We start from the raw sequence: 22,216 nt of genomic DNA, 5'->3' as shown, positions 1-22,216 counted from the left end.
GCTATCGGTCGCCTCCGCTCACGCCACGCGGGGGTGCGGCGAGCCGCGTCGTGCGGCCCCCAGGAGACCCCGTACGGACGCGGCGGCGCCGAGGGCGAGGATGCCCGCCGCGACCGACATGCCGACCACCGCGTTGAGGGGCAGCGCGATACCGATGCCGCCGCCGACCACCCACGCCATCTGGAGCAGCGTCTCGGAGCGGGCGAAGGCCGAGGTGCGGACCTCCTCGGGCACGTCCCGCTGGATCATCGCGTCCAGCGACAGCTTGGAGAGGGCCTGGGTGAACCCGGCGACCGCGCCCAGCGCGGCGACCGCCGCCGTGGAGAAGAAGACCGCCGCGAGGACCGCCGTGCCCAGGGCGAGCCCCAGCACGGTCGCGATGATCACCTCGGGCCCGCGCGCCCGGAGCCACGCGCCCACCGCCGTACCGCAGGCGTTCCCGACCCCCGCCGCCACGCCGACGATGGCGAGCGAGACCGCCGCGCTCTGGCCCGCCATCGGGTGCTCGCGCAGCAGGAACGCCAGGAAGAAGATCAGGAAGCCGGAGAGGGCCCGGTGGGAGGCGTTGGCCTGGAGGCCGTGGAGGACGGACCCGCCGACGGACCGCAGACCGGGCGGACGCTCCCTGGGCGGCTTCTGCCCGTTCGTCCTGCCGTTGACCTTCCCGCGCTGCGGCTTCCGGGGGGCGGTGCTCCGTACGGGCTCCTCGCGGTGCGGGAGGTGGGGGAGGTGCGGGTGGTCCTCCGGGTCGATCAGCCGGGCCCGGCGCTCGCCCTTGGCGGAGTCGACCTTGGGCGGCATCGTGAAGGCGAGGAAGGTGCCCACGATGAAGATCGCGCAGGCGCCGTAGAGCGGCCACGCAGAGCCGATGGTCTGGAGGCCGGCCCCGATCGGGGCCGCCACCCCCGTGGCGAGCAGCCCCGCCAGGGTGACCCGTGAGTTGGCTTTGACCAGGGAGAACTTGGGTGGCAGCAGCCGTGGCACGACCGCGCTGCGCACCACCCCGTACGCCTTCGAGGAGACCAGCACCCCCAGCGCCGCCGGATACAGCTCCAGGCCGCCGGTGGCGACCGCGCCCGACATGGTGATCGCCAGCAGTGCGCGGGCCAGCATCGCGCCCGCCATCGCGGCCCGGCGGCCGTGCGGCAGCCGGTCCAGGAGGGGGCCGATCACCGGGGCGAGCAGGGTGAAGGGGGCCATGGTGATGGCGAGGTAGAGGGCGACGCGCCCGCGCGCCTCGTCCGTCGGCACGGAGAAGAAGACGGTGGAGGCGAGGGCGACGGTGATCATGACGTCACCCGCACCGTTCACCGCGTGCAGCTCGATGAGCCGGCCGAGCCCGGACTCCCCGGCACCGTGGGCGTGTGTCGCCCTGCGGATGCCGCGCGCGGTGCCGGTGAACGGGGCGCGCAGGGCACGCCCGGTCGCCCGTCCCGCCCTGCGGAGCGGGCCGGGACCGTCGTGCGACCTGGCGGCAGTCACCCCGTCATAGTGCCCCAACCCTGGCCGGTATGAACGGTGATCGGCTGCGGACTCGCGCGTGACGCCCTGTCGGACCAGCGGGCCGGTCGGCGGCGCGCGCAAGTCCCCCGGGCCGGGTTCGGCCGGATCCCGCAGGTGGGCCGGGTGTGCCGGGAGGCCGCTCGCGGGGCGCCGGGGACGGGATGTGGGAGAGACGGATACGGCACGTTTGGGGCGGGCAGGTGGGCGCGGAGCGGCGGAGAGGGTAGCGTGCGTAACGCGCCACCGGCGGTTGTTCTTGGCCGCGCGCCTCTCCGCGATCCCGCAGAATGGGTGGCAGAAGGCGCGCCCGAGGCAGGCACAACGGGTGTGGACGTCGACGCGGCCCCCAGGTCCGCTCCGCCCGCAGCTGTCTGGCCGAAAACGGCAATCGTGCAGCAGCTGGCGCGCTCGTGAGACTGGCGTATGGAGAGAAGCGAAGACCTGTGAGTGCTGCGACGACGCGAAGCCGTACGGCCCGTACCGCCCGTACCCCCGTTCCCGACCGCCTGTGCGCCGAGGCGGTCGACCTCGCCCGTGCGGCGGCGGAGGAAGCCGCCGCGCCCGGTGTGGTCGGTGAACATGTCGGTGTGGTCTCCGAGGGGGACCGCGTCGTCACGCACTACTTCGAGTCCAACGAGCCCGGCTACCGGGGCTGGCGCTGGGCGGTGACCGTGGCGCGGGCCTCCCGCGCGAAGAACGTCACCCTGGACGAAACGGTGCTGCTGCCGGGGGCCGACGCGCTCCTGGCGCCGGAGTGGGTGCCGTGGAGCGAGCGGCTGCGCCCCGGCGACATGGGCCCGGGCGACCTGCTGCCCACCGAGGCCGAGGACCTGCGCCTGGAGCCGGGCTGGAGCGGCGAGGACGAGCCGCCGCCGAACTCGGTCGTCTCCGACGAGCTGGCGGAGCTGGCCGACGCGGAGGACGCCGAGCTGACGGACCGGCCGGTGGCGATCAGCCGGGGCTCCATCGCCTCGGTGGCCGAGGAGCTGGGCACGCGGCGGGCGCGGGTGCTCTCGCGGTACGGGCTGCACGAGGCGGCCGACCGCTGGGACGAGGCGTTCGGCCCGAACACCCCGATGGCCCAGGCGGCCCCGGCGAGGTGTGTGAGCTGCGCGTTCCTGATTCCGATGGCGGGGTCCCTGAAGCAGGCCTTCGGCGTCTGCGCGAACGAGTTCGGCCCGGCGGACGGGCATGTGGTGTCGCTGGCGTACGGGTGCGGGGGGCACTCGGAGGCGGCGGTGATGCCGAAGCCTGTGCGGCCGGCGGACCATGCGCTGGACACGATGCGGGTGGACGAGTACGCGTTGCGCCCCGAGCGGGGCGAGGGCTCGGTCCCGTCCGAGGCCGACGGCGCGTCGGAGGACCTGGGCCACTCCTGAGGAGGCGGCCCCTTCTGTCCTCAATCGCCGGACGGGCTGGATATTTCGTGGGGCGGTGACCCCAGCCAGCTCGTGGGGCGGTGATGACCTATTTCGGTTTCGGCTCGTGGGGCGGCGACCCACTTCAGCTCCGGCGGGGCGGTCACCCATTCCAGCCTGTGGGGCGGTCACCCATCCCAGCCCGTCCGGCGTTTGAGGACGGAACCCTTGCCCGGGTGGGCGGGCACAGCGCAGGGCCCTGGGGCCCAGCACCCCGCAGAGGTGGCCCGACACCACATCGACGGTTCCGTCCTCAATCGCCGGACGGGCTGAGACGGGGCCCGGGCCCCGCGCAAGGCACCCGGCACGCGCACGGTACCTTCGGGCGCACACTGGGCGGCAGGGCACCACAGCCACCCGACACCACGGCGGACGGAGTCGACAGCGTGAGCATCAAGGCGACCGAGGGGGCCGATCCGTTCGGGACGGCACGGCTGCGGCGCGGCGTGCTCGACGCCTGGGGCGCAGGCCCCGCCCGCTTCCGGGAGGACGCCAACGCCGAGGAGGACCTCGCCCTCGGCGGCTACCGCGACCGCCTCGTCGTCGAGCTGGCCCAGAACGCCGCCGACGCCGCCGCCCGCGCCCGCGTCCCCGGCAGGCTCCGCCTCACCCTGCACCCGGCCGCCCCCGGCGCCCCGGACGGCCGCTGCGTGCTCGTCGCCGCCAACACCGGCGCCCCCCTGGACGCCACCGGCGTCGAGTCCCTGTCCACCCTGCGGGCCTCCGCCAAGCGCGAGGGCCACGAGGCGTCCGTGGGCCGGTTCGGCGTCGGGTTCGCCGCCGTCCTCGCGGTCACCGACGAACCGGCCGTCCTCGGCCGCCACGGCGGTGTCCGCTGGTCCCTGGCCGAGGCCCGCGAGCTGGCCCGCCAGGCCGCCGTCGGCTCCCCGGGGCTCGGGGACGAGCTGCGCCGCCGCGACGGCCACGTACCGCTGCTGCGCCTCCCGCTGCCCGCCGAGGGCTCCGCACCCGAGGGGTACGACACCGTCGTCGTGCTGCCCCTGCGCGACGCCGCCGCCGAGGACCTGGCCGCCCGGCTGCTGGCCGCCGTGGACGACGCGCTGCTGCTCACGCTGCCCGGCCTGGACGAAGTGGTCGTCGAGACCCCGGAGGGCGTACGGACCCTGACCCGTACGGCCCACGGCCCGTACACGCACATCGACGACTCCGCGCACGGCCTGAACCGCTGGCGCACCGTCTTCCACCACGGGCCCATCGAGCCCGCCCTCCTCGCGGACCGCCCGGTCGAGGAGCGGCTGCGTCCGCACTGGTCGGTCACCTGGGCGGTCCCGGTCGACGAGTCCGGCGCCCCGCGCGCCCCCCGTACGGCCCCGGTCGTCCACGCCCCCACCCCCACCGACGAGCCCCTCGGCATCCCCGCCCTGCTCATCGCCTCCCTGCCCCTGGACACCGCCCGCAGGCACCCCGCCCCCGGGCCGCTCACGGACTTCCTGGTGGAGCGGGCGGCGGACGCGTACGCGGAGCTGCTGGGCGGCTGGCGGCCGGTGTCGACCGGGACCATCGACCTGGTGCCGGGCCCGCTCGGCAAGGGCGGCCTGGACGGGGCCCTGCGCGGGGCGATCCTGGCCCGGCTGCCGAGGGTCGCGTTCCTGGAGCCCGCAGCGCCCCGGGGCCCCGAGGCGGAGCCGGAGGCCGGCTGGGACGACGCCTGGGACCGGGACCGTATGGAGAACGCCACCCCGGCCGCCCTGCGCCCCGTGGAGGCCGAGGTCGTCGAGGGCGTGGGGGCCGAGACCGTACGGGTCCTCGCGGAGGTGCTGCCCTGTCTGCTCCCCGCCGGGCTGGAGCGCCGCCCCGAACTCCGCACCCTCGGGGTCGCCCGGGTGCCGCTCACCGAGGCCATCGACCGCCTCGCCGGACTGGAGCGCGACCCCGCCTGGTGGCACCGGCTCTACGACAGCCTCGCGGGCATCGACCCCGACCGCCTCTCCGGCCTCCCCGTCCCGCTCGCGGGCGACCCGGAGGACGAGCGGGCGGGCCGCCCGCCGCGCACCACCATCGGCCCCCGCCAGATCCTGCTGCCCCTCCCGGACTCCCTCACCGGCCCCGTACTCGCCCGCCTGGCCCGGCTCGGCCTCAAGGTCGCCCACCCGGACGCCGCCCACCCTCTCCTGGAGAAGCTCGGCGCCCTGCCCGCCACTCCCCGCGCCGTGCTGACGACCCCTCAAGTGCGCTCTGCGGTAGCCGGATCGCTCGACGCCGGTGAGGTCTGGGACGAGGACGCCCTCGACGCCGACGAACTGGCGGAGACCGTCCTCACCCTCGTACGCGACGCGGAACTGGCCCCCGGTGACGAGCCCTGGCTCGGTGCGCTCGCCCTCCCCGACGAGGACGGCGAACCGGCCCCGGCCGGTGAACTGGTCTATCCGGGAAGCCCGTTCGCGCAGATCATGCGCGAGGGCGAACTGGCTCTCGCGGACCAGGAGTTGGCCGACCGCTGGGGCGAGGGCCCGCTCACCGCCTGCGGGGTCCTGGCGACCTTCGCCCTCGTCCGGGCCACCGACGTCGTCCTCGACCCGGACGAACTGGAGCCTTGCGACAGCGACTTCGCCGAACCCGACGACGCCGGGCTGCTGGACGCCGTCGACGTCTGGTGCGAGGACCTGCTCGACCAGCTGCCCGAGACCCCCGTACCGCCGGTCGCCACCGAGATCGTCGCCGTACGGGATCTGGACCTGGTCGACGACGACGCCTGGCCGCAGGCGCTCGCCCTGCTGGCGCAGCCGCCCCTGCGCGACGCGCTGACCCAGCCGGTGCGGGTGCTGCTCCCGGACGGCACGACCCAGTCCGTGCGCCCGTACACCGCCTGGTGGCTGCGCGACCACCCGGTCCTGGACGGCCGCCGCCCCGCCGGGCTGCGCGCGGCGGGCGGTGACCCGCGCCTGGCCGGGCTGTACGACGCGGTGGACGCCACCGGCTTCGACGACGCCCAGGTGCTGCGGGCCCTCGGAGTGCGCACCTCGGTCGCCGCCCTCCTGGACGAACCGGGCGGCGCCGCCGAGCTGTTGGCCCGCCTCGCCGACGAGGACCGCCCCGTCACCCCCGTACAGCTGCACGCCCTCTACACGGCTCTCGCCGAACTCGACCCGGACCAGGTCACGTTGCCGGACGAGCTGCGGGCGGTGGTGGACGGCGAGGTGACGGTGGTCGACGCGGCGGACGCGGTCATCGCGGACGCCCCGGACGTGCTGCCGCTGACGGAGGGCCTGCCGCTGCTCCCCGTATCGCCGTCGCGCGCCGCCGAGTTGGCCGACCTCCTCCAGGTGCGGCGGCTCGGCGAGACGATCGAGGCGGACGTCACCAGCGAGGGCGAGGAGCACCGGGTACCGGACTCGGTCCGCGTCCTGCTCGGCCCCGCCACCCCGGACACGTACATCGAGCACACCGAACTCCACGCGGGCGGCGTCGAACTGGACTGGCGCCGCACCCCGGACGGCATCGTCCACGCCGCCACCCTGGAGGGCGTCGCGGCCGGTCTGGCCTGGGCGGCCGGCCAGTGGCCGCGCCGCTTCGAGGTCGCGGCCCTCCTGGAGGACCCGTCCCGCACGGAGGAGCTGGCCCGGGACCGCTGGTTCGACTGAGTGGGCTCATATACGAAAAGCCCCCGGGAGGTCGACGACCTCCCGGGGGCTTTCCCGTGCTCTCCGGCTCTCAGGCCCCGAAGCGCCGGCCCACCCAGCGCCAGCTCAGCTCCAGCAGCGCGGCCGCCGCCACCGCGATGCCGACCGCCGTCCACGGCAGGGTCGTGCCGACCAGCTTCAGGGCGAAGAAGTCCTGGAGCCACGGCACCACGAGCACGATCAGGAAGCCGAGCCCCATCGCCGCCACCAGGCCGATGCGCCACCAGGTGTAGGGGCGGGCGATGATCGCCAGGACCCACATCGCGACCAGGAAGAGCGTCAGCGTCGCCGCGCTCGTCTCGGCCTCCAGCGCGCCGGGGCCCGAGTAGTGGTGGCGGGCGATCAGGTACGTGGTGAAGGTGGCCGCCGCCGCGATGACGCCCGAGGGGATCGCGTACCGCATGACGCGGCGGACGAAGTGGGGCTGGGCGCGTTCCTTGTTCGGCGCGAGGGCCAGGAAGAACGCGGGGACGCCGATGGTCAGCGTGGCCAGCAGCGTGAGGTGGCGCGGCAGGAACGGGTACTCCACCTGCGAGCAGACCACCAGGATCGCCAGCAGCACCGAGTAGACCGTCTTGGTGAGGAAGAGGGTCGCGACGCGGGTGATGTTGCCGATCACCCGGCGGCCCTCGGCCACCACCGACGGCAGCGTGGCGAAGCTGTTGTTCAGCAGCACGATCTGGGCGACCGCGCGCGTGGCCTCGGAGCCGGAGCCCATCGAGACGCCGATGTCGGCGTCCTTGAGCGCCAGGACGTCGTTGACGCCGTCGCCGGTCATCGCGACCGTGTGGCCGCGCGACTGGAGGGCGGCGACCATGTCCCGCTTCTGCTGCGGGGTGACCCGGCCGAAGACCGCGTTCTGCTCCATGGCCGTGGCCATCTCGTCCGGGTCGGTCGGCATCCGGCGGGCGTCGAGGGTGTTCTCGGCGCCCGCGAGGCCCAGCTTCCCGGCGACCGCGCCGACCGAGACGGCATTGTCGCCGGAGATGACCTTGGTGGCCACGTTCTGCTGGGCGAAGTACTTCAGGGTCTCCGCCGCGTCCGGCCGCAGCCGCTGCTCCAGGACGACCAGGGCGGTGGGCACGTCGCCCTCCGCCGCCTCCGGGGCGTCCAGCTCGCCGCTCGGCACCCGGGCCAGGAGCAGCACGCGCAGCCCCTGCTCGTTGAGGTGCTCGATCTCGTCGAGGGTGGGGTCGCCCTCGGGGAGCAGGACGTCGGGGGCGCCGAGCAGCCAGGCGGAGGAGGTGCCGTCGGTCTCGGTGAAGGCCGCGCCGCTGTACTTGCGGGCGGAGGAGAACGGCATCGCCTCGGTGACCGTCCAGGCGGCCTTCCCGTCCCCGCCCGCCGGGTAGGCGTCGATGATGGCCTGGAGGCTGGCGTTGGGGCGCGGGTCCGAGGAGCCGAGGGAGCGCAGCACCTGGTGGACGTAGGCCTCGTCGCTCCCGTTCAGCGGCCGGACCTCCGTGATGTCCATGCCGCCCTCGGTGAGGGTCCCGGTCTTGTCCAGGCAGACCACGTCGACCCGGGCGAGCCCCTCGATGGCGGGCAGCTCCTGCACCAGGCACTGCTTGCGGCCCAGCCGTACGACGCCGATGGCGAAGGCGACGGAGGTGAGGAGCACCAGCCCCTCGGGGATCATCGGGACGATGCCGCCGACGGTCCGGGCGACGGAGTCCTTGAAGTTGTTGTCCTTCACCACGAGCTGGCTGATGATCAGCCCGATCGCCGTCGGGACCATCATCCAGGTGACGTACTTCAGGATCGTGCTGATGCCGCTGCGCAGCTCGGAGTGGACGAGCGTGAAGCGCGACGCCTCCTCCGCGAGCTGGGCCGCGTACGCCTCGCGTCCGACCTTGGTCGCGGTGAACGCCCCGCCGCCCGCGACGACGAAGCTGCCGGACATCACCGGGTCGCCGGGCCGCTTGAGCACCGGGTCGGCCTCACCCGTCAGCAGCGACTCGTCGACCTCCAGGCTGTCGGCCTCCGCGACCGTGCCGTCCACGACCACCTTGTCGCCGGGCCCCAGCTCGATCACGTCCCCGAGGACGATCTCGTGGGTGGAGACCTCGGCGGCCACCCCGTCGCGCCGCACGGTCGGCTTCGCCTCACCGATCACCGCGAGGCTGTCCAGGGTCCGCTTGGCCCGCCACTCCTGGATGATGCCGATGCCGGTGTTGGCGACGATCACGAAGCCGAAGAGGCTGTCCTGGATCGGCGCCACGAAGAGCATGATCACCCAGAGCACGCCGATGATCAGGTTGAACCGGGTGAAGACGTTGGCGCGGACGATCTCGGTGAGGGAGCGCGACGACCGTACGGGTACGTCGTTCACCTCACCCCGCGCCACCCGCTCGGCGACCTCGGCCGTGGTGAGGCCGGTGGCGCGATGGCCGGATGGCGGAAGGTCGACCGGATGGACGGGGTCGAGTTCCGCCCCCGCGTCGATCATGGCCGGCCGGGGGGATCCGGGGGTCTGCTCCCCGGGGGAATCGAGTGCCCGCTGCGTCATGGATTAGACGGTACGGGCGTGCGCGGGGAATCTCCCGCCGGGGGGTCGAAAGATCCGACCAGGGGAGGACCAAGTCGGTCCCGTGGTCGTACGGGGAGGAGGAGCTTCCCGTACGGGAAGGGGAGGCCAGGTCGTCGTGCCGACGGCCGGTCCGGGCGGCCGGCTCAGGCCGTGTGCCGGTCCGCCCCGGAGGTCCGGGCCTCCGCCTCTGCCTGGGCCGCCGCGTGCCGTTTGAGGGCGGCGTCGCGCCCCCGTACGTACCAGATGCCGATCAGCCCGAGCCCGGCACCGGCCAGCGGGGTCCACACCCACCAGGTGTGCCCCCGGTCGGCGAACCAGCCGTAGAAGGGGAGCTGGGCGAGGAAGAGGACGAACCAGAGGACCGTGCCGCCGACGATGGTGGAGACGACGGGGCCCTCCAGGGGCTCGGGCGCCTCGTGCTTCGGTGTCCACTTCTCCATGAGTTCAGTGTATGGGGACCCCGTACGGCAGGCCGGGGGGCTGTTCGTCCTCAAGGCCCCCAAGGGTCTACGCGCGGAGATAGCGATCTTCGCCTTATGTGTTCATACTGAATCTGCTTTGGGCTGGCTCGATTTGTTCGTCTGAACATCCAATGTTGATCGCCTTCCGCCCTTCGTGCCGCTGCTGCCACGCCCTCCACCCCTACGTACGACTGAGGTCACCCATGCCCCCCTCGGCCACCGCTCCGGTCGACGCCCCGCAGCCCTCGGCTCCGCAGCCCGCGGGCAGCCTGGACCGGTTCTTCAAGATCTCCGAGCGGGGGTCGAGCGTCGCGCGCGAGCTGCGCGGCGGGTTCGCCACGTTCTTCGCGATGGCGTACATCATCGTGCTCAACCCGATCATCCTGGGCAGCGCGAAGGACATGTACGGCCACCAGCTCGACAACGGTCAGCTGGTCACCGCCACCGTGCTCTCCGCCGCCTTCTCCACGCTCCTGATGGGCGTCATCGGCAACGTGCCGATCGCGCTCGCCGCCGGGCTCGGCGTCAACACCGTGGTCGCCCTCCAGCTCGCCCCCCGGATGAGCTGGCCGGACGCGATGGGCATGGTGGTCCTCGCGGGCATCGTGGTCATGCTGCTGGTCGCGACCGGGCTGCGCGAGCGCGTGATGAACGCCGTACCGCGCTCGCTCCGCAAGGGCATCGCGATCGGCATCGGCCTCTTCATCCTGCTCATCGGCCTGGTCGACTCCGGCTTCGTCTCGCGCATTCCGAACGAGGCCCACACCACCGTCCCGCTCCAGCTCGGCGCCACCGGCCACCTCAACGGCTGGCCGATCCTGGTCTTCGTCCTCGGCGCGCTGCTCACGCTCGCGCTGATCGTGCGCAAGGTGCCCGGCGCGATCCTCATCTCGATCATCGCCATGACGGTGGTCGCCCTGGTCATCGACGCGGTGGCCGGGCTGCCCGAGGGTGCCTGGGGGCTGACGACGCCGTCGTGGCCGGGGAACCCGGTCTCCGCGCCGGACTTCGGGCTGCTCGGTGAGGTCAGCCTCTTCGGCGGCTTCGCCAAGGTCGGCTATCTGACCGGCATCCTGTTCGTCTTCACCGTGCTGCTGTCCTGCTTCTTCGACGCGATGGGCACCATCCTGGGCGTCGGTGACGAGGCCGAGCTGATGGACCGGGACGGCAACTTCCCCGGCATCAACAAGGTGCTGTTCGTGGACGGCATCGCGGTCGCCTCGGGCGGTGCGACCTCCGCCTCCGCCACCACGTGCTTCGTGGAGTCCACGGCGGGCGTCGGAGAGGGCGCCCGCACCGGACTGGCGAGCGTGGTGACCGGTCTGCTCTTCTCGGTGGCGCTGTTCCTCACACCGCTGGCGACCATGGTCCCGTCGCAGGCGGCCACCCCCGCCCTGCTGGCGGTCGGCTTCCTGATCATCGCGGGGTCGGTACGGGACATCGACTGGAGCGACTACACGCTCGCGGTCCCGGCGTTCCTGGCGATGGTGATGATGCCGTTCACGTACTCGATCACCAACGGCATCGGCATCGGCTTCATCGCCTTCTCCGTGCTGCGGCTGGCGGCGGGCCGGGGCCGTGAGGTCCCGATCGCGATGTACGTGGTGTCGGCGGTCTTCGTCTTCTACTACGCGATGCCGGCGCTCGGTCTCACGTAACCGGCTTCACGTGACCGGTCTCACGTGATCGGTGGCGTCACGCTCCCTCGGGCGTCCCCGTAGAACTTCTCCGTCTCGTCGACGGCCGCCTTGAAGCGTTCGTCGAAGTCGTCGCGAATGAGCGTCCGGACCACATAGTCCTGGACGCTCATTCCGCGTTTTGCCGCATGCTGCCGGAGCCGGTCGAGCAGCTCACCGTCTATCCGCAGGCTGAGTACTGTCGATCCCATGTCCAGCAGGGTCGCCGCCCCGGGGCGCTCCGCGCGTCACTTTCCGCTTCCAACTCACCCGTTCGGGTGATCGGAACTCCGCTGGCGCCTTATCGGGTGGTATTTAGATAGGGTAATGAGTTACGCTAACGAACATGCCTGACCTGATCCACGACGGCGAGAGTGCCGCCGCCGTGAGCTCCCTCCGCTCGGCCGTGATGCTGCTGGGCCGGCGCCTGAAGCACCAGCGCGTCGACGAATCGCTGAGCCCCACCGAGATGTCGGTGCTCGGCACCCTTGCCCGCTGCGGCTCGGCCACCCCTGGCGAGCTGGCCCGCAAGGAGCACGTGCAGCCCCCGTCGATGACCCGCATCGTCGCGCTGCTGGAGGCGAAGGGACTCGTCAGGCTGGAACCGCACCCCGATGACCGTCGGCAGAAGAGGGTCAGCCAGACCGAGCAGGCCGAGGCCATGCTCGCGGAGAGCCGCACCAAGCGGAATGCCTGGCTGGCCCAGCTCGCCGAGGGCCTGGACGAGGACGAGTGGGAGAAGCTGCGGGCCGCCGCGCCCGTGCTGGAGAAGCTCGCCCACCTGTGACCCCGCGGGCGCACCGGCGGTGACCGGTCGGGCCGTACACACGCTGTACGGCCCGACCGGACCCGATCACCGCCGGAGCGCCCGTCGTCACGTCCTCGTCGGACAGCACGCCGCAGACGTACGAGGAGATGAACCCTTTTGAGTACGGGACCCGGAGCAGACTCCGCCCCCGCACCGACTTCCACCCACGAGAGCAAGACCGGCGGGACCTTCTCGTCGCTGAAGATCCGTAACTACCGCCTGTTCGCGACGGGCGCCGTGATCTCCAACACCGGTACCTGGATGTCCCGCATCACGCAGGACTGGCTCGTCCTGAGCCTGACGGGCTCCGCCACGGCCGTGGGCATCACCACGGCCCTCCAGTTCCTTCCGCTGCTGCTCTTCGGCCTGTACGGCGGTGTCATCGCCGACCGCCTCCCGAAGCGGCAGATCCTGCTCGTCAGCCAGGCCATGCTCGGCCTGTGCGGTATCGCGCTGGCCGTCCTGACCCTGACCGGGGTCGTGGAGGTCTGGCACGTCTATCTGATCGCGTTCCTGCTCGGCATGGTGACGGTCGTCGACAACCCGGCCCGCCAGTCGTTCGTCTCCGAGATGGTCGGCCCCGCCCAGCTCCGCAACGCGGTCAGCCTGAACTCGGCGAACTTCCAGTCCGCCCGGCTCATCGGCCCCGCCGTCGCGGGTGTCCTGATCACGACGGTCGGCAGCGGCTGGGCGTTCCTGCTCAACGGCCTCTCCTTCCTGGCCCCGCTCATCGGCCTGCTGATGATGCGGACGAGCGAACTCCACGCCTCGGTGCGGGTGCCCCGCGCCAAGGGCCAGCTGCGCGAGGGACTGCGTTACGTCCGGGGCCGCCCGGAGCTGATCTGGCCGATCGTCCTGGTCGGCTTCGTCGGCACGTTCGGGTTCAACTTCCCGATCTGGCTGACCGCCTTCGCCGACGGGGTCTTCGACGGCGGCGCGGGGATGTACTCCTTCTTCAACATCCTGATGGCCGCCGGTTCGCTGGCCGGAGCCCTGCTCTCGGCCCGGCGCCGCTCCACCCGGCTGCGGATGCTGGTGGCGGCGGGCACGGCGTTCGGCCTGCTGGAGATCGCGGCCTCGCTCTCCCCGTACGTCTGGCTGTTCTCTCTCCTCCTGGTCCCGATCGGAATGCTCGGCCTGACGACGAACATCACGGCGAACACGAGCGTGCAGATGGCGGCCGACCCCGAGATGCGGGGCCGGGTGATGAGCCTCTACATGATGGTCTTCGCCGGGGGTACGCCGGTGGGCGCCCCGATCGTCGGCTGGATCAGCGACACGTACGGCGCCCGCGTCGGCTTCGCGTCCGGCGGCGTGATCTCGGTGATCGCCGCCCTGGCCGTCGGCTTCGCCCTCGCCCGCGTCGGCGGCCTCCGCCTGAAGGTCGACCTCCGCCCGGGCCGCCCGCACGTCCGCTTCGTACCGCGCGAGCGGCTGGCGACGGCGGCGTGACGTACGCACCCCGTGCGTCCATGTGGCTCACGGGGCCCACGCTCATGGAGCTCACGGGGCCCACGCGGAAGGCGCCCGTCCCCTGGGCAGGGGGGGCGCCTTCCGCGTGTCCGGGCGGGGGTCAGTCGCGAGGGAAGGCGTCGGTCGCGAGGGTCAGGCCGACGACAGTCGACGTCAGGTCGACGGGGGTCCCGAAGTCCAGGCTCAGGACGCTGCGGTACTCGTCGCCCTTCGGGATCGTGTGCAGGTGCCAGGTCCCGGTGTACGGGTCGACGATGAGGTAGACAGGGACCTCGGCGGTGGCGTAGACGGCCTTCTTGGCCCCGTAGTCATTGGCACCGGTGCTCCGGGAGATCACCTCGGCGACGAACTCGATGTCCTGGTAGCGCCAGCGCCCGTCGTCACCCTTGACGGCGTCGGAGGCGAGGGCGACGACGTCGGAGGCGAAGCCGTTGAGGAGGCCGGGGAAGTCGATGCGTACGTCGGAGAGCAGCCGGTCTTCCGGGTAGCGGGGCAGCAACTGCCGAATGATGCCCAAGATGATCCGCCAGTGCGTGTCCCGCTGCGGCGACATGTAGACGTTCCCCTCGACGATCTCGACCTTGAATCCCTCGGGGGTGGGCTCAAGCCACTCGAACATCATGTCCAGAGTGCGCTCGTCGCTGGTGTCGGCCATGTCGATCCTGTCGGTGTCTACGACGGTCATCGTGCCGCTCCTCCCCGCTGCCGCACGGGCGTACGGGCAGCCGCGTAGTACAACGATAGGCCTGGCTCTCCGGACACGCCCGGACCCTGGGAGCCTCTGCGAGACTCGCGCCCATGAGCAGCCGTGACGCCGACCGTCAGCCGGACCGTGACCCCGGCCGTCAGCCCGGCCACCCGCCCACCCGGCGCCGCCGCCCCGCCCAGCGCCTCTTCGCCGCCGTCCTGCCACCGCCCTCCGCCGTGGCCGGACTCCGTACGGCGGTGGCGCCCCTCCACGCCCTCCCCGGCGCGCAGGACCTGCGCTGGACGCGGCCCGAGGACTGGCACGTCACGCTGGCGTTCTACGGGGAGGTGCCGGACGAGGACGTACGGCCGGAGCTGGAGGCGCGGCTGGGGCGGGCCGCGCACCGGACCGAGCCCTTCCGCCTCCGCGTCCACGGGGCGGGGCACTTCGGTGGGCGGGCGCTCTGGGCCGGGGCTGCGGGCGGGCTCGACGCGCTGCGGCTGCTGGCCGAGCGCGCGGACGCGGCGGGCCGGCGGTCCGGGGTTCCGCTGGAGGAGCACCGCCGCTTCACCCCGCACCTCACCCTGGCCCGGAGCCGGACGGGGGCGGAGCTGCGGCCGTTCACCGAGGCGCTGGCGGGGTTCGAGGGGCAGGGGTGGGAGGCCGGTGAGCTGAGTCTCGTGCGGAGTGAACTTCCGCACTCGGGGGTGCCGGGGGAGCGGCCGCGCTACGCGGTGGTGCGGGCCTGGGCGCTGGGGCGGTGAGCGGTGCGGTTACGCTCGAAGGGTGGACCCGAAGACCAGAAACCGCATCATGGCGGCCGCGCTCGTGCTCATGTTCCTCGTCGTCGCCGTGTCGGCCGCCTTCGGCGCCTGAGGAGAGCGGGGCGCCCGAGCCTGGTGAGGTGCCTGAGCCGGGCGGGGTGTCCGTACGGGCTGCCGGTGCCGTCGGCGCCGCCCCCGCGCCCCGCTGCACCAGCACCACCGCGCCGACGACCCCCGCCGCGCCCAGCCACTGGAGCGGCCCCAGCGTCTGCCCGAGGAAGAGGTAGCCGAGGACGGTCGCGCACAGGGGCGAGGCGAACGACAGGAACGAGGCGGCGAGGGCCGGCAGCCGCGCGATGCCGTTGAACCACAGCACGTACGCGAGCAGCGCCCCGACGATCGTCAGATAGCCGAAGCCGCCGACATTGGCCCAGGTCAGCTTCGACGGCAGCGATTCACCGAGCAGGGTGACGGGCAGCAGGACCAGCCCGCCGACGGTGAGCTGCCACCCGGTGAAGGCCAGCAGCGAGACCCCCTCGGGCCGCCCCCAGCGCTTCGTCAGCACGATGCCGCCCGCCATGCTCAGGGCCCCCAGGAGCCCCGCCACCACACCGACGGCGTCCAGTCCGGCGTTCGGCTGGAGGACCAGCAGCGCGACCCCCAGGGCGGCGAGGGCGAAGGCGCCCAGGTGCAGGGGACGGATGCGCGCGCCGAGCACGAGCGGCCCGAGGAGCAGCACGATCAGCGGCTGGACGGCCGTGACGAGCGCGGCCACTCCGCCGGGCAGGTGGTAGGCGGCGAGGAAGAGGCAGTAGAAGAAGGCGCCGATGTTCAGGACGCCGAGCACGGTCGCCCGTATCCACCAGATGCCCTTGGGCAGGACGCGGGTGATCAGGAGCAGGATCAGCCCGGCGGGCAGGGCCCGCAGGGTGGAGGCGAGCAGCGGCCGGTCGGGCGGCAGGAACTCGGTGGTGACGAGGTAGGTGGAGCCCCAGACGGCCGGGGCGAGGGCGGTGAGCAGGGAGATCCTGACCAGGCGGGGCTGGTCGGTCATGGCGGGCTCCTGGGCAATCATTCGACGTCGAACTATCTCTCGTGGAACAGAAAAGTAGGCGCGGCGGTAGGCTGACGTCAAACAGTTCGACGTGGAAGTACTTGATGTGAGGTCGGCGGATGCGTGGCGATGAAGAAGACGGGGCGCGGGTGCGCGACTCGGTCGACGACTTCCTGGACCAGTGGGCCGCCCTGAGGTCCGACCTGGATCTGGAGGCCATGGGCGCGGTGGGGAGGCTCATGCGGCTGACCCGGCTCGTGGACAAGGAGGTCGGCCGCTACTTCGCCGAACACGGCATGGAGCGCTGGGAGTTCGACGTCCTCGCCACCCTCCGCCGCAGCGACCGCCCGCTCACCCCCAAGGAGCTGGCCGCCAACGTCATGGTCAGCTCCGCCGCCCTGACGAACCGGATCGACCGCCTCGCCGCCCGCGGCCTGGTCGTCCGGGAGGCCGTCCCCGGCGACCGCCGCAGCCTGTACGTCACCCTCACCGACGCCGGACGGACGCTCGTCGACTCCACGGTCGAGGGCCATGTGCGCAACGAGCGCAGGATGCTCGCGGAGCTGGACGCGGCGGACTGCGAGGAGCTGAACAGACTGCTGCGTACGCTGGTGAACACGCTGGAGAAGGACGGCTGAGGACACCCCCCACCGGGGACTCACCGGGAAGCCGCCAGGGGCCCACCGGGGCACCCACCAGGCACCCACAGGGAACCCGCCGGGGACACAGGGCCGACGCGTCCTTGCCTGGAGTGGACTCGAAGGAGTTGGCTGGGGCGTCATGAAGTACACACAGCTCGGACCGGACTCAAGGTCAGCCGACTCGTGCTCGGCACGATGAACTTCGGCCCGCAGACCAACGAGTCGGACAGCCACGCGATCATGGACTCCGCGCTCGCCGCGGGCCTGAACTTCTTCGACACCGCCAACGTCTACGGCTGGGGCGAGAACAAGGGGCGCACCGAGGAGATCCTCGGCACCTGGTTCGCCCAGGGCGGCGGCCGCCGCGACAAGGTGGTCCTGGCCACCAAGATGTACGGGAACATGGCCCCCGACGGGGACGCCTGGCCCAACCACGACAAGCTCTCCGCCGTGAACATCCGGCGCGCGGTCGACGCCTCGCTCAAGCGGCTCCAGACGGACCACATCGACCTCTACCAGTTCCACCACGTCGACCGGAACACCCCGTTCGAGGAGATCTGGCAGGCGATCGACGTCCTGGTCCAGCAGGGCAAGATCCTGTACGCGGGCTCCTCGAACTTCCCCGGCTACAAGATCGCCCAGGCCAACGAGCAGGCGGCCAGGCGCGGTTCGCTCGGCCTGGTCAGCGAGCAGTGCATCTACAACCTGGCCGAGCGCCGCGCCGAGATGGAGGTCATCCCGGCCGCGCAGGAGTACGGCCTCGGCGTCATCCCCTGGTCCCCGCTCCACGGCGGCCTGCTGGGCGGCGTCATCAAGAAGGAGGCCACGGAGGGCCGCCGCGCCTCGGGCCGCTCGGCCGACGCCCTGGCCAACAGTACGGTCCGCTCCCAGGTCCAGGCGTACGAGGACCTGCTGGAGAAGCACGGCCTGGAACCCGGCGAAGCGGCCCTGGCCTGGCTGCTGACCCGCCCCGGCATCACGGGCCCGATCGTCGGCCCCCGTACGACGGAACAGCTGGACAGCGCCCTGCGCGCCCTGGAACTCGACCTTCCGGAGCCCGTACTCACCGGCCTGGACGAGATCTTCCCGGGCCCGGGCCCGTCCCCGGAGGCCTTCGCCTGGTGAGGTGAGCCCCCTGCGGACCGGGTGGCCGCCGTCCCGCGTGGGGCGGCGGCCACCCGGTCTGTCCGGCGTGGGGGCGGCGGATGACCGGTCCGTCCCGCGTGGGCGGCGGCCGACGGCGCTTCCCTGCGTGGGACGGCGGGCCGGTCCGTCCGGCGGGCGGGCGGCGGCTGATGGCGCTGTCCGGCCCCCGCTACCCCGCGAACCCGTCCAGCGCCGCCAGCACCGCCCGCCGGGTCGCGGGCCCGCCCAGGTGCCCCGCGTCGTCGATGACCGTCAACTCCGCCTCCGGCCAAACCCGGTCGAGCTCCCAGGCGGTGGTCAGGGGGCTGCCCAGGTCGAAGCGGCCGTGGACGAGGGCGGCGGGGATACCGGCCAGCCGGTGGGCCTCGTCGATGAGCTGGTTCTCCCGCAGCCAGGCGCCGTGCGAGAAGTAGTGGGCGCAGATACGGACCATGGCCCGCTGGTCGCGGTCGGGGCGCCCGCTGTACGGAGCCGGTCCCGGCCCGGCCTCCAGGGAGAGCACCGCGTCCTCCCAGGCGCACCAGGCGACGGTGGCCCGCTCCCGTACGGCGGGGTCCGGACTCTCCAGCAGGCGGGCGTAGGCCGCGACCAGACCGGTGGGGTCCGTCCCCTCGGGGGCTCCTTCCCGGAAGGCGTGCCAGGCCTCGGGGAAGAGCTGCCCGGCGCCCCGGTAGAGCCAGTCGATCTCACTGCGCCGGGTCGTGGTGACGGAGGCGATGACGGCCTCCGTGACCCGCTCCGGGTGCGCCTGCGCGTACGCCAGGATCAGCGTGGAGCCCCAGGAACCCCCGTACAGCAGCCAGTCGGTGACGCCGAGGTGTTCCCGGAGGCGCTCCATGTCGGCGATCAGATGGTGGGTCGTGTTGTGCCGCAGGTCGGTCGCCGGGTCGCTCGCGTGCGGGGTCGACCGCCCGCAGCCGCGCTGGTCGAAGAGGACCACCCGGTACCGCTCCGGGTCGAAGTACCGCCGCGCCCGCGGACCGCACCCCGACCCGGGCCCGCCGTGCACCACGAGCGCGGGCTTCCCGTCCGGGTTGCCGCAGGCCTCCCAGTACACGCGGTTGCCGTCCCCGACCTCCAGCATGCCGCTCGCGTACGGCTCGATCGGCGGGTACAGCTCGTCGGGTTCGCTCGGGTCCACCTCGGTACCCCCCCATCGGGCCATCGGGACTTCGTGAGCCGGACAGACTACGGGAGCGGCTGCGCCCTGCCCTCACGAGCCGGGGAACGGCGAGGGGGTACCGCCCGCCGTCGTGGCGGGCGGTACCCCAGGTGTTACGTGTCTGTCCGTCAGCTGAGGGCCCGGAAGTCCAGCCAGCCGCCGGTTCCGACGACGACACCGCTGCCGGAGAGGTTGGAGTGGTAGTGGAGATTGCCGTCGCTGCCGGTGGCGAAGATGTCGGCCTTGCCGTCGGAGCCGGCATCGGGCACTGCGGTGAACAGCGGCCGGTGCGCGCTGGTCCACCCGCTTCCGATCACGGTGTGGTTGTCACCGAGGCCTTCGCCCGACGGCCCGCGGCCCTGGTAGAGCCGGAGTTCTCCGCTGGTCTTGTGGCGCGCGACGAGATCGACGCGGCCGTCGCCGTTGCGGTCGCCCGGTGCGACGAGGTCGTAGTTCGGCCAGCCGCCGCTGCCGAGCAGGACCGGAGCTCTGGTGGTGTCGAGGTAGAGGGAATTGGAACCGAAGTACAGCCAGAGGAAGTTGCCCTCCTTGACCAGGAGGTCGGGGTAGCCGTCGACGTCGATGATGCCGTCGTTGTTGGTGTCCAGCGGTCCGTCCACATCGCCGATGGCCAGGATCTGGTCGGCGTTCTCCCAGTGGTTGTTGGCCGGGTCGGCGACCCTGAGCTCCCGGCGGTCGTACTGGCAGGCACGGGAGTGCCCGTCGGCCTGTTCGTTCCTTGCTGTGCACGCCCAGCCGACCCCGTTGTTCGGATACAGGTGCAGGGACTTGCCACCGTCTCCCGGGATGGCCGCGATGAGGTCCTCGAAACCGTCGCCGGTCCAGTCGCCGCGGTGGGTGATGCCGGCGCCCGTGAAGTCACCGTTACTGGCGGTGGCGCCCGTTCCCACATAGCCGTTGCCCTGGCCGGGGTACAGCCACAGCTCACCGTTGCTGCGGACACCGTAGAGGTCGGCGTTGTTGTCCCCGTTGAGGTCGCCCGCCTTGTCGGGGATCGCGAGTCCGTCAGCGTAGAAGAGGTAGGAAGCCCGGTCGGAACGGTTCAGCGCGGCGTCGAGGCTGCGGACGTAGATACGCTGCGATCCGGCGGAGGGAGGGGTCAGAACGACCTTGGCGTCGATCCTCCCGTCGCCGTCGAGGTCGGTGCTGGGTGTGACGGTGCGGACGGTCGGGTCCCAGTCGGTCCAGTACTCGTAGGACTTCACGTCATTGATGCCCCCGTTGCCGAGGATGAACGTTCCTGCGGCCCGGGCCCGTCCGGTGTTCGCGGGCCAGCCGTCGGAGCCGTCGGGGAACTGCCGGGAGCTGATCGTCGGCGGGTTGCTCGGCCGGTTGGGGTCGAAGTCGAAGCGGCAGGTGGCGGCGGCGGGATTCCACGCCGAACCGGCGCTCGCGTCCAGCGCCTGCACCTTCCAGCCGAAGTTGCCCTTGGCCGCCGCCAGATGGGTCTGCAGAGTGGCCTTGGGAACCTTGACCTTCGCGACACTGCCGGAGGTGACGGAGACGATCTGGTTGAAGATCTCGGCGCCGCCGGCGAGGTTGTTGGTGCCCCAGAGCCGGAACTGCGCGCGGACCGTTCCGCCGTCCGGGTCGGAGACCTTCGCCGTGAGCGTGACGTCAGTGTTCCCGATCGTGGTGTACGGGGCTACCGTGTCGCATCCGCCCGAACTAGGAACGGTGTCCAGGCTGTTCGGCACGTTGGGCACGGTGTTGTACGTCGTCGACATCACGGCCGAGTTCGCGTCGAACTTCTTCCACGCGTAGACGTCGGTCTCGCTGCTCGCCCGCAGACCCAGGGTGAGGATGCTCCACTTGCTCGCGATGGCGTCCTTCGCCCCTGCGGTCACGTTGAAGGCGAGGTTGCCCGCCGGGCAGCCCGACCCCCAGCCGAGGGATTGGTTGACCGAGGACTGTTTCTTCGTCCACGTGGGCTGTTTGTTCCATGTGGTGGACGCGGAGATCGCAGCGGTCTGCCACAACTCGACGGTCCGGTCGGTGCACGACCAGGACCAGGTGTTCTTGATGCGGAACGTGGCGGAGGAGACTACCTTGTTCGTGGACCAGAGGTTGGCGGTGTTCATCCGGAAGAACGACCTCGCCAGCCCGTTGGTCTCGTTCTCGAAGCCCACGCGGGCCGTAGTGGTGCCGCTGCTGCCCCAGTTCGCCCCGTTGAAGAACGAACTGTTCGGGTACTTCTTGTAGGCGATGGTCCACGAATGACGGGAGCCAGAGACTGCCGGGTCGATCAGGACCGGGTACGTGGTGTCCTTGCCCGTCAGGAGAGCCTGGTCCGGGGTGAGGGTGAGCTTGCCGTCCTCGACCGCGAGCCCCATGGCCGCTTGCTGCGCACCATGTCCGGGTTCGAACTCGTCGGCGGGCGGAGGAGGTCCGGTGGGGGTGCTCCGGGCCGAACGGGCCGCAGGAGCGGCGGGCGTGGCCGCAGTGCTGCTGTCCCACATCAGCGGGGTCGGCGCCGTGAAGACCTCTTCGCCCGCCGGATTGACAGCCTTGAGATTGGCGTGATCGTCGGCACTCACCGCCAAGCCGTCTGTTTCCAGGCCGAGTTCGACCTGCTTCAGGGTCGGGTCGGCGGCAGCCTCGGCCGTCTTGACCACCAGGAGGCTGGAGAATCCGGCCGAACTCGTCCTGACCTTCAGGTCGACGTCCGTAAGGACATTCCCGAACGTCAGTGTGTCGCCGTCGACTTCGGGTTTCGGCAGCGGCTCCGGCCAACTCCAGGACATGCTGCGCCCATCACGTACGACGGTCGCCAGCGGCCCCTCGCCGCCGCCGGAGAGTCGCACGTCCACCTCGGTGGCCTTGGGCGAAAGCGACCCGTCGGCATTCGCCTTGAGGGTGGTGTCGATCGGCACCAATTTCTGGTTCTGGCGCACGAACTGGGGCAGTGCGTAGGTGTCTTGAGTGAAGGTGCCGTCAGGGTTGGCGAACACCTGCGAAGCCTCGGTCCGCTGAGCGAGCACCTCGACCGGCTGACCGGTTTCGGCGGCCTCGACCTGCGCCAGAGCCTCGGGACCGGACTCGGGAGCGGCGAGTTTCGGAGCGGGCGTGGGCTCGGAGGCGGTTGCAACTGACAGGAGTTGGGGCGTGCCGAGTGCCATAAGGACGGCGAGGGCCACTGCCCCTGTGGCGCCGCCCTTCGTTCTCCATCTGGTCTTGTGTCGCAAAAGTTCCATCAAAAAGTCCCCTCCCAGGTCTGTTCGAGTCGCACC

General features: G+C 71.9%; 15 protein-coding genes and 1 pseudogene. 8 read left to right on the top strand and 8 right to left on the bottom strand.

Going from position 1 to position 22,216, the window contains the following annotated elements:
• Positions 1-18: 18 nt before the first annotated feature.
• On the bottom strand, positions 19-1,482 hold the full coding sequence (locus DJ476_RS14430; RefSeq protein ID WP_103419014.1) for an MFS transporter: 1,464 nt from the start codon (positions 1,480-1,482) through the stop codon (positions 19-21).
• Positions 1,483-1,946: 464 nt separating this feature from the next.
• On the opposite strand from DJ476_RS14430, the gene DJ476_RS14420 reads away from it, so the two are divergent.
• Both DJ476_RS14420 and DJ476_RS14415 read left to right on the top strand, forming a co-directional pair.
• On the top strand, positions 1,947-2,882 hold the full coding sequence (locus DJ476_RS14420) for a DUF3027 domain-containing protein (protein WP_181006564.1): 936 nt from the start codon (positions 1,947-1,949) through the stop codon (positions 2,880-2,882).
• 425 nt (positions 2,883-3,307) lie between these two features.
• Positions 3,308-6,523: a sacsin N-terminal ATP-binding-like domain-containing protein gene (locus tag DJ476_RS14415; protein ID WP_112490701.1), complete on the top strand. Its 3,216-nt coding sequence runs from the start codon at positions 3,308-3,310 to the stop codon at positions 6,521-6,523.
• 70 nt (positions 6,524-6,593) lie between these two features.
• On the opposite strand, the gene DJ476_RS14410 is transcribed toward DJ476_RS14415, so the two are convergent.
• Together DJ476_RS14410 and DJ476_RS14405 are read right to left on the bottom strand one after the other, a co-directional pair.
• The gene (locus tag DJ476_RS14410) at positions 6,594-9,071 is read right to left on the bottom strand and encodes an HAD-IC family P-type ATPase (protein ID WP_112490700.1); all 2,478 of its coding nucleotides are present in this window, start codon (positions 9,069-9,071) and stop codon (positions 6,594-6,596) included.
• A gap of 164 nt (positions 9,072-9,235) precedes the next feature.
• On the bottom strand, positions 9,236-9,532 hold the full coding sequence (locus tag DJ476_RS14405; RefSeq protein WP_103419018.1) for a DUF2530 domain-containing protein: 297 nt from the start codon (positions 9,530-9,532) through the stop codon (positions 9,236-9,238).
• A 224-nt stretch (positions 9,533-9,756) separates the two neighbouring features.
• Between DJ476_RS14405 and DJ476_RS14400 the strand changes: the two genes are divergently transcribed.
• Complete coding sequence (locus DJ476_RS14400) at positions 9,757-11,211, top strand: NCS2 family permease (RefSeq protein ID WP_103419019.1); 1,455 nt, start codon at positions 9,757-9,759, stop codon at positions 11,209-11,211.
• Positions 11,212-11,231: 20 nt separating this feature from the next.
• On the opposite strand, the gene DJ476_RS14395 is transcribed toward DJ476_RS14400, so the two are convergent.
• Entirely contained in the window at positions 11,232-11,441 is a 210-nt protein-coding gene (locus DJ476_RS14395) for a hypothetical protein (RefSeq protein WP_103419020.1), read from the bottom strand.
• Positions 11,442-11,575: 134 nt separating this feature from the next.
• Here DJ476_RS14395 and DJ476_RS14390 point away from each other — a divergent pair, with 134 nt between their 5' ends.
• Both DJ476_RS14390 and DJ476_RS14385 read left to right on the top strand, forming a co-directional pair.
• Positions 11,576-12,016, top strand: a complete 441-nt coding sequence (locus DJ476_RS14390; RefSeq protein ID WP_019765779.1) for a MarR family winged helix-turn-helix transcriptional regulator — start codon at positions 11,576-11,578, stop codon at positions 12,014-12,016.
• Positions 12,017-12,154: 138 nt separating this feature from the next.
• The gene (locus DJ476_RS14385) at positions 12,155-13,489 is read left to right on the top strand and encodes an MFS transporter (protein WP_112490699.1); all 1,335 of its coding nucleotides are present in this window, start codon (positions 12,155-12,157) and stop codon (positions 13,487-13,489) included.
• A 121-nt stretch (positions 13,490-13,610) separates the two neighbouring features.
• Here DJ476_RS14385 and DJ476_RS14380 read toward each other — a convergent pair whose 3' ends face one another.
• Entirely contained in the window at positions 13,611-14,195 is a 585-nt protein-coding gene (locus DJ476_RS14380) for a Uma2 family endonuclease (protein ID WP_112490698.1), read from the bottom strand.
• A 113-nt stretch (positions 14,196-14,308) separates the two neighbouring features.
• Between DJ476_RS14380 and thpR the strand changes: the two genes are divergently transcribed.
• The gene (gene thpR / locus DJ476_RS14375; RefSeq protein WP_112490697.1) at positions 14,309-14,962 is read left to right on the top strand and encodes an RNA 2',3'-cyclic phosphodiesterase; all 654 of its coding nucleotides are present in this window, start codon (positions 14,309-14,311) and stop codon (positions 14,960-14,962) included.
• A gap of 220 nt (positions 14,963-15,182) precedes the next feature.
• On the opposite strand, the pseudogene DJ476_RS14370 reads toward thpR, so the two are convergent.
• A pseudogene (locus DJ476_RS14370) lies at positions 15,183-16,016 on the bottom strand (EamA family transporter); the annotation flags it as partial.
• Between the two features lie 149 nt (positions 16,017-16,165).
• Here DJ476_RS14370 and DJ476_RS14365 point away from each other — a divergent pair.
• Positions 16,166-16,654: a MarR family winged helix-turn-helix transcriptional regulator gene (locus DJ476_RS14365; protein ID WP_018490535.1), complete on the top strand. Its 489-nt coding sequence runs from the start codon at positions 16,166-16,168 to the stop codon at positions 16,652-16,654.
• A 198-nt stretch (positions 16,655-16,852) separates the two neighbouring features.
• Complete coding sequence (locus tag DJ476_RS14360) at positions 16,853-17,782, top strand: aldo/keto reductase (protein WP_162638867.1); 930 nt, start codon at positions 16,853-16,855, stop codon at positions 17,780-17,782.
• Between the two features lie 190 nt (positions 17,783-17,972).
• On the opposite strand, the gene pip is transcribed toward DJ476_RS14360, so the two are convergent.
• Complete coding sequence (gene pip / locus DJ476_RS14355) at positions 17,973-18,968, bottom strand: prolyl aminopeptidase (RefSeq protein WP_112490696.1); 996 nt, start codon at positions 18,966-18,968, stop codon at positions 17,973-17,975.
• Positions 18,969-19,093: 125 nt separating this feature from the next.
• Positions 19,094-22,105, bottom strand: coding sequence for a VCBS repeat-containing protein (locus DJ476_RS14350; RefSeq protein WP_318294687.1), 3,012 nt, complete (start codon positions 22,103-22,105; stop codon positions 19,094-19,096).
• Positions 22,106-22,216 lie beyond the last annotated feature (111 nt).

The sequence above is a fragment of the Streptomyces bacillaris genome (assembly GCF_003268675.1).
GTDB classification, from domain to species: Bacteria; Actinomycetota; Actinomycetes; order Streptomycetales; family Streptomycetaceae; genus Streptomyces; species Streptomyces bacillaris.
Note: the sequence above shows the minus strand (reverse complement) of the source record. Positions and strands in the feature narration are given on the sequence as shown.

Excerpts from the sequence above, each read along its gene's own strand:
- DJ476_RS14410 (WP_112490700.1), bottom strand. The coding sequence starts at position 9,071 with ATGACGCAGCGGGCACTCGATTCCCCCGGGGAGCAGACCCCCGGATCC.
- DJ476_RS14405 (WP_103419018.1), bottom strand. The coding sequence starts at position 9,532 with ATGGAGAAGTGGACACCGAAGCACGAGGCGCCCGAGCCCCTGGAGGGC.
- DJ476_RS14400 (WP_103419019.1), top strand. The coding sequence starts at position 9,757 with ATGCCCCCCTCGGCCACCGCTCCGGTCGACGCCCCGCAGCCCTCGGCT.
- DJ476_RS14395 (WP_103419020.1), bottom strand. The coding sequence starts at position 11,441 with ATGGGATCGACAGTACTCAGCCTGCGGATAGACGGTGAGCTGCTCGAC.
- DJ476_RS14390 (WP_019765779.1), top strand. The coding sequence starts at position 11,576 with ATGCCTGACCTGATCCACGACGGCGAGAGTGCCGCCGCCGTGAGCTCC.
- DJ476_RS14380 (WP_112490698.1), bottom strand. The coding sequence starts at position 14,195 with ATGACCGTCGTAGACACCGACAGGATCGACATGGCCGACACCAGCGAC.
- thpR (WP_112490697.1), top strand. The coding sequence starts at position 14,309 with ATGAGCAGCCGTGACGCCGACCGTCAGCCGGACCGTGACCCCGGCCGT.
- DJ476_RS14360 (WP_162638867.1), top strand. The coding sequence starts at position 16,853 with ATGAACTTCGGCCCGCAGACCAACGAGTCGGACAGCCACGCGATCATG.
- pip (WP_112490696.1), bottom strand. The coding sequence starts at position 18,968 with ATGGCCCGATGGGGGGGTACCGAGGTGGACCCGAGCGAACCCGACGAG.
- DJ476_RS14350 (WP_318294687.1), bottom strand. The coding sequence starts at position 22,105 with ATGGCACTCGGCACGCCCCAACTCCTGTCAGTTGCAACCGCCTCCGAG.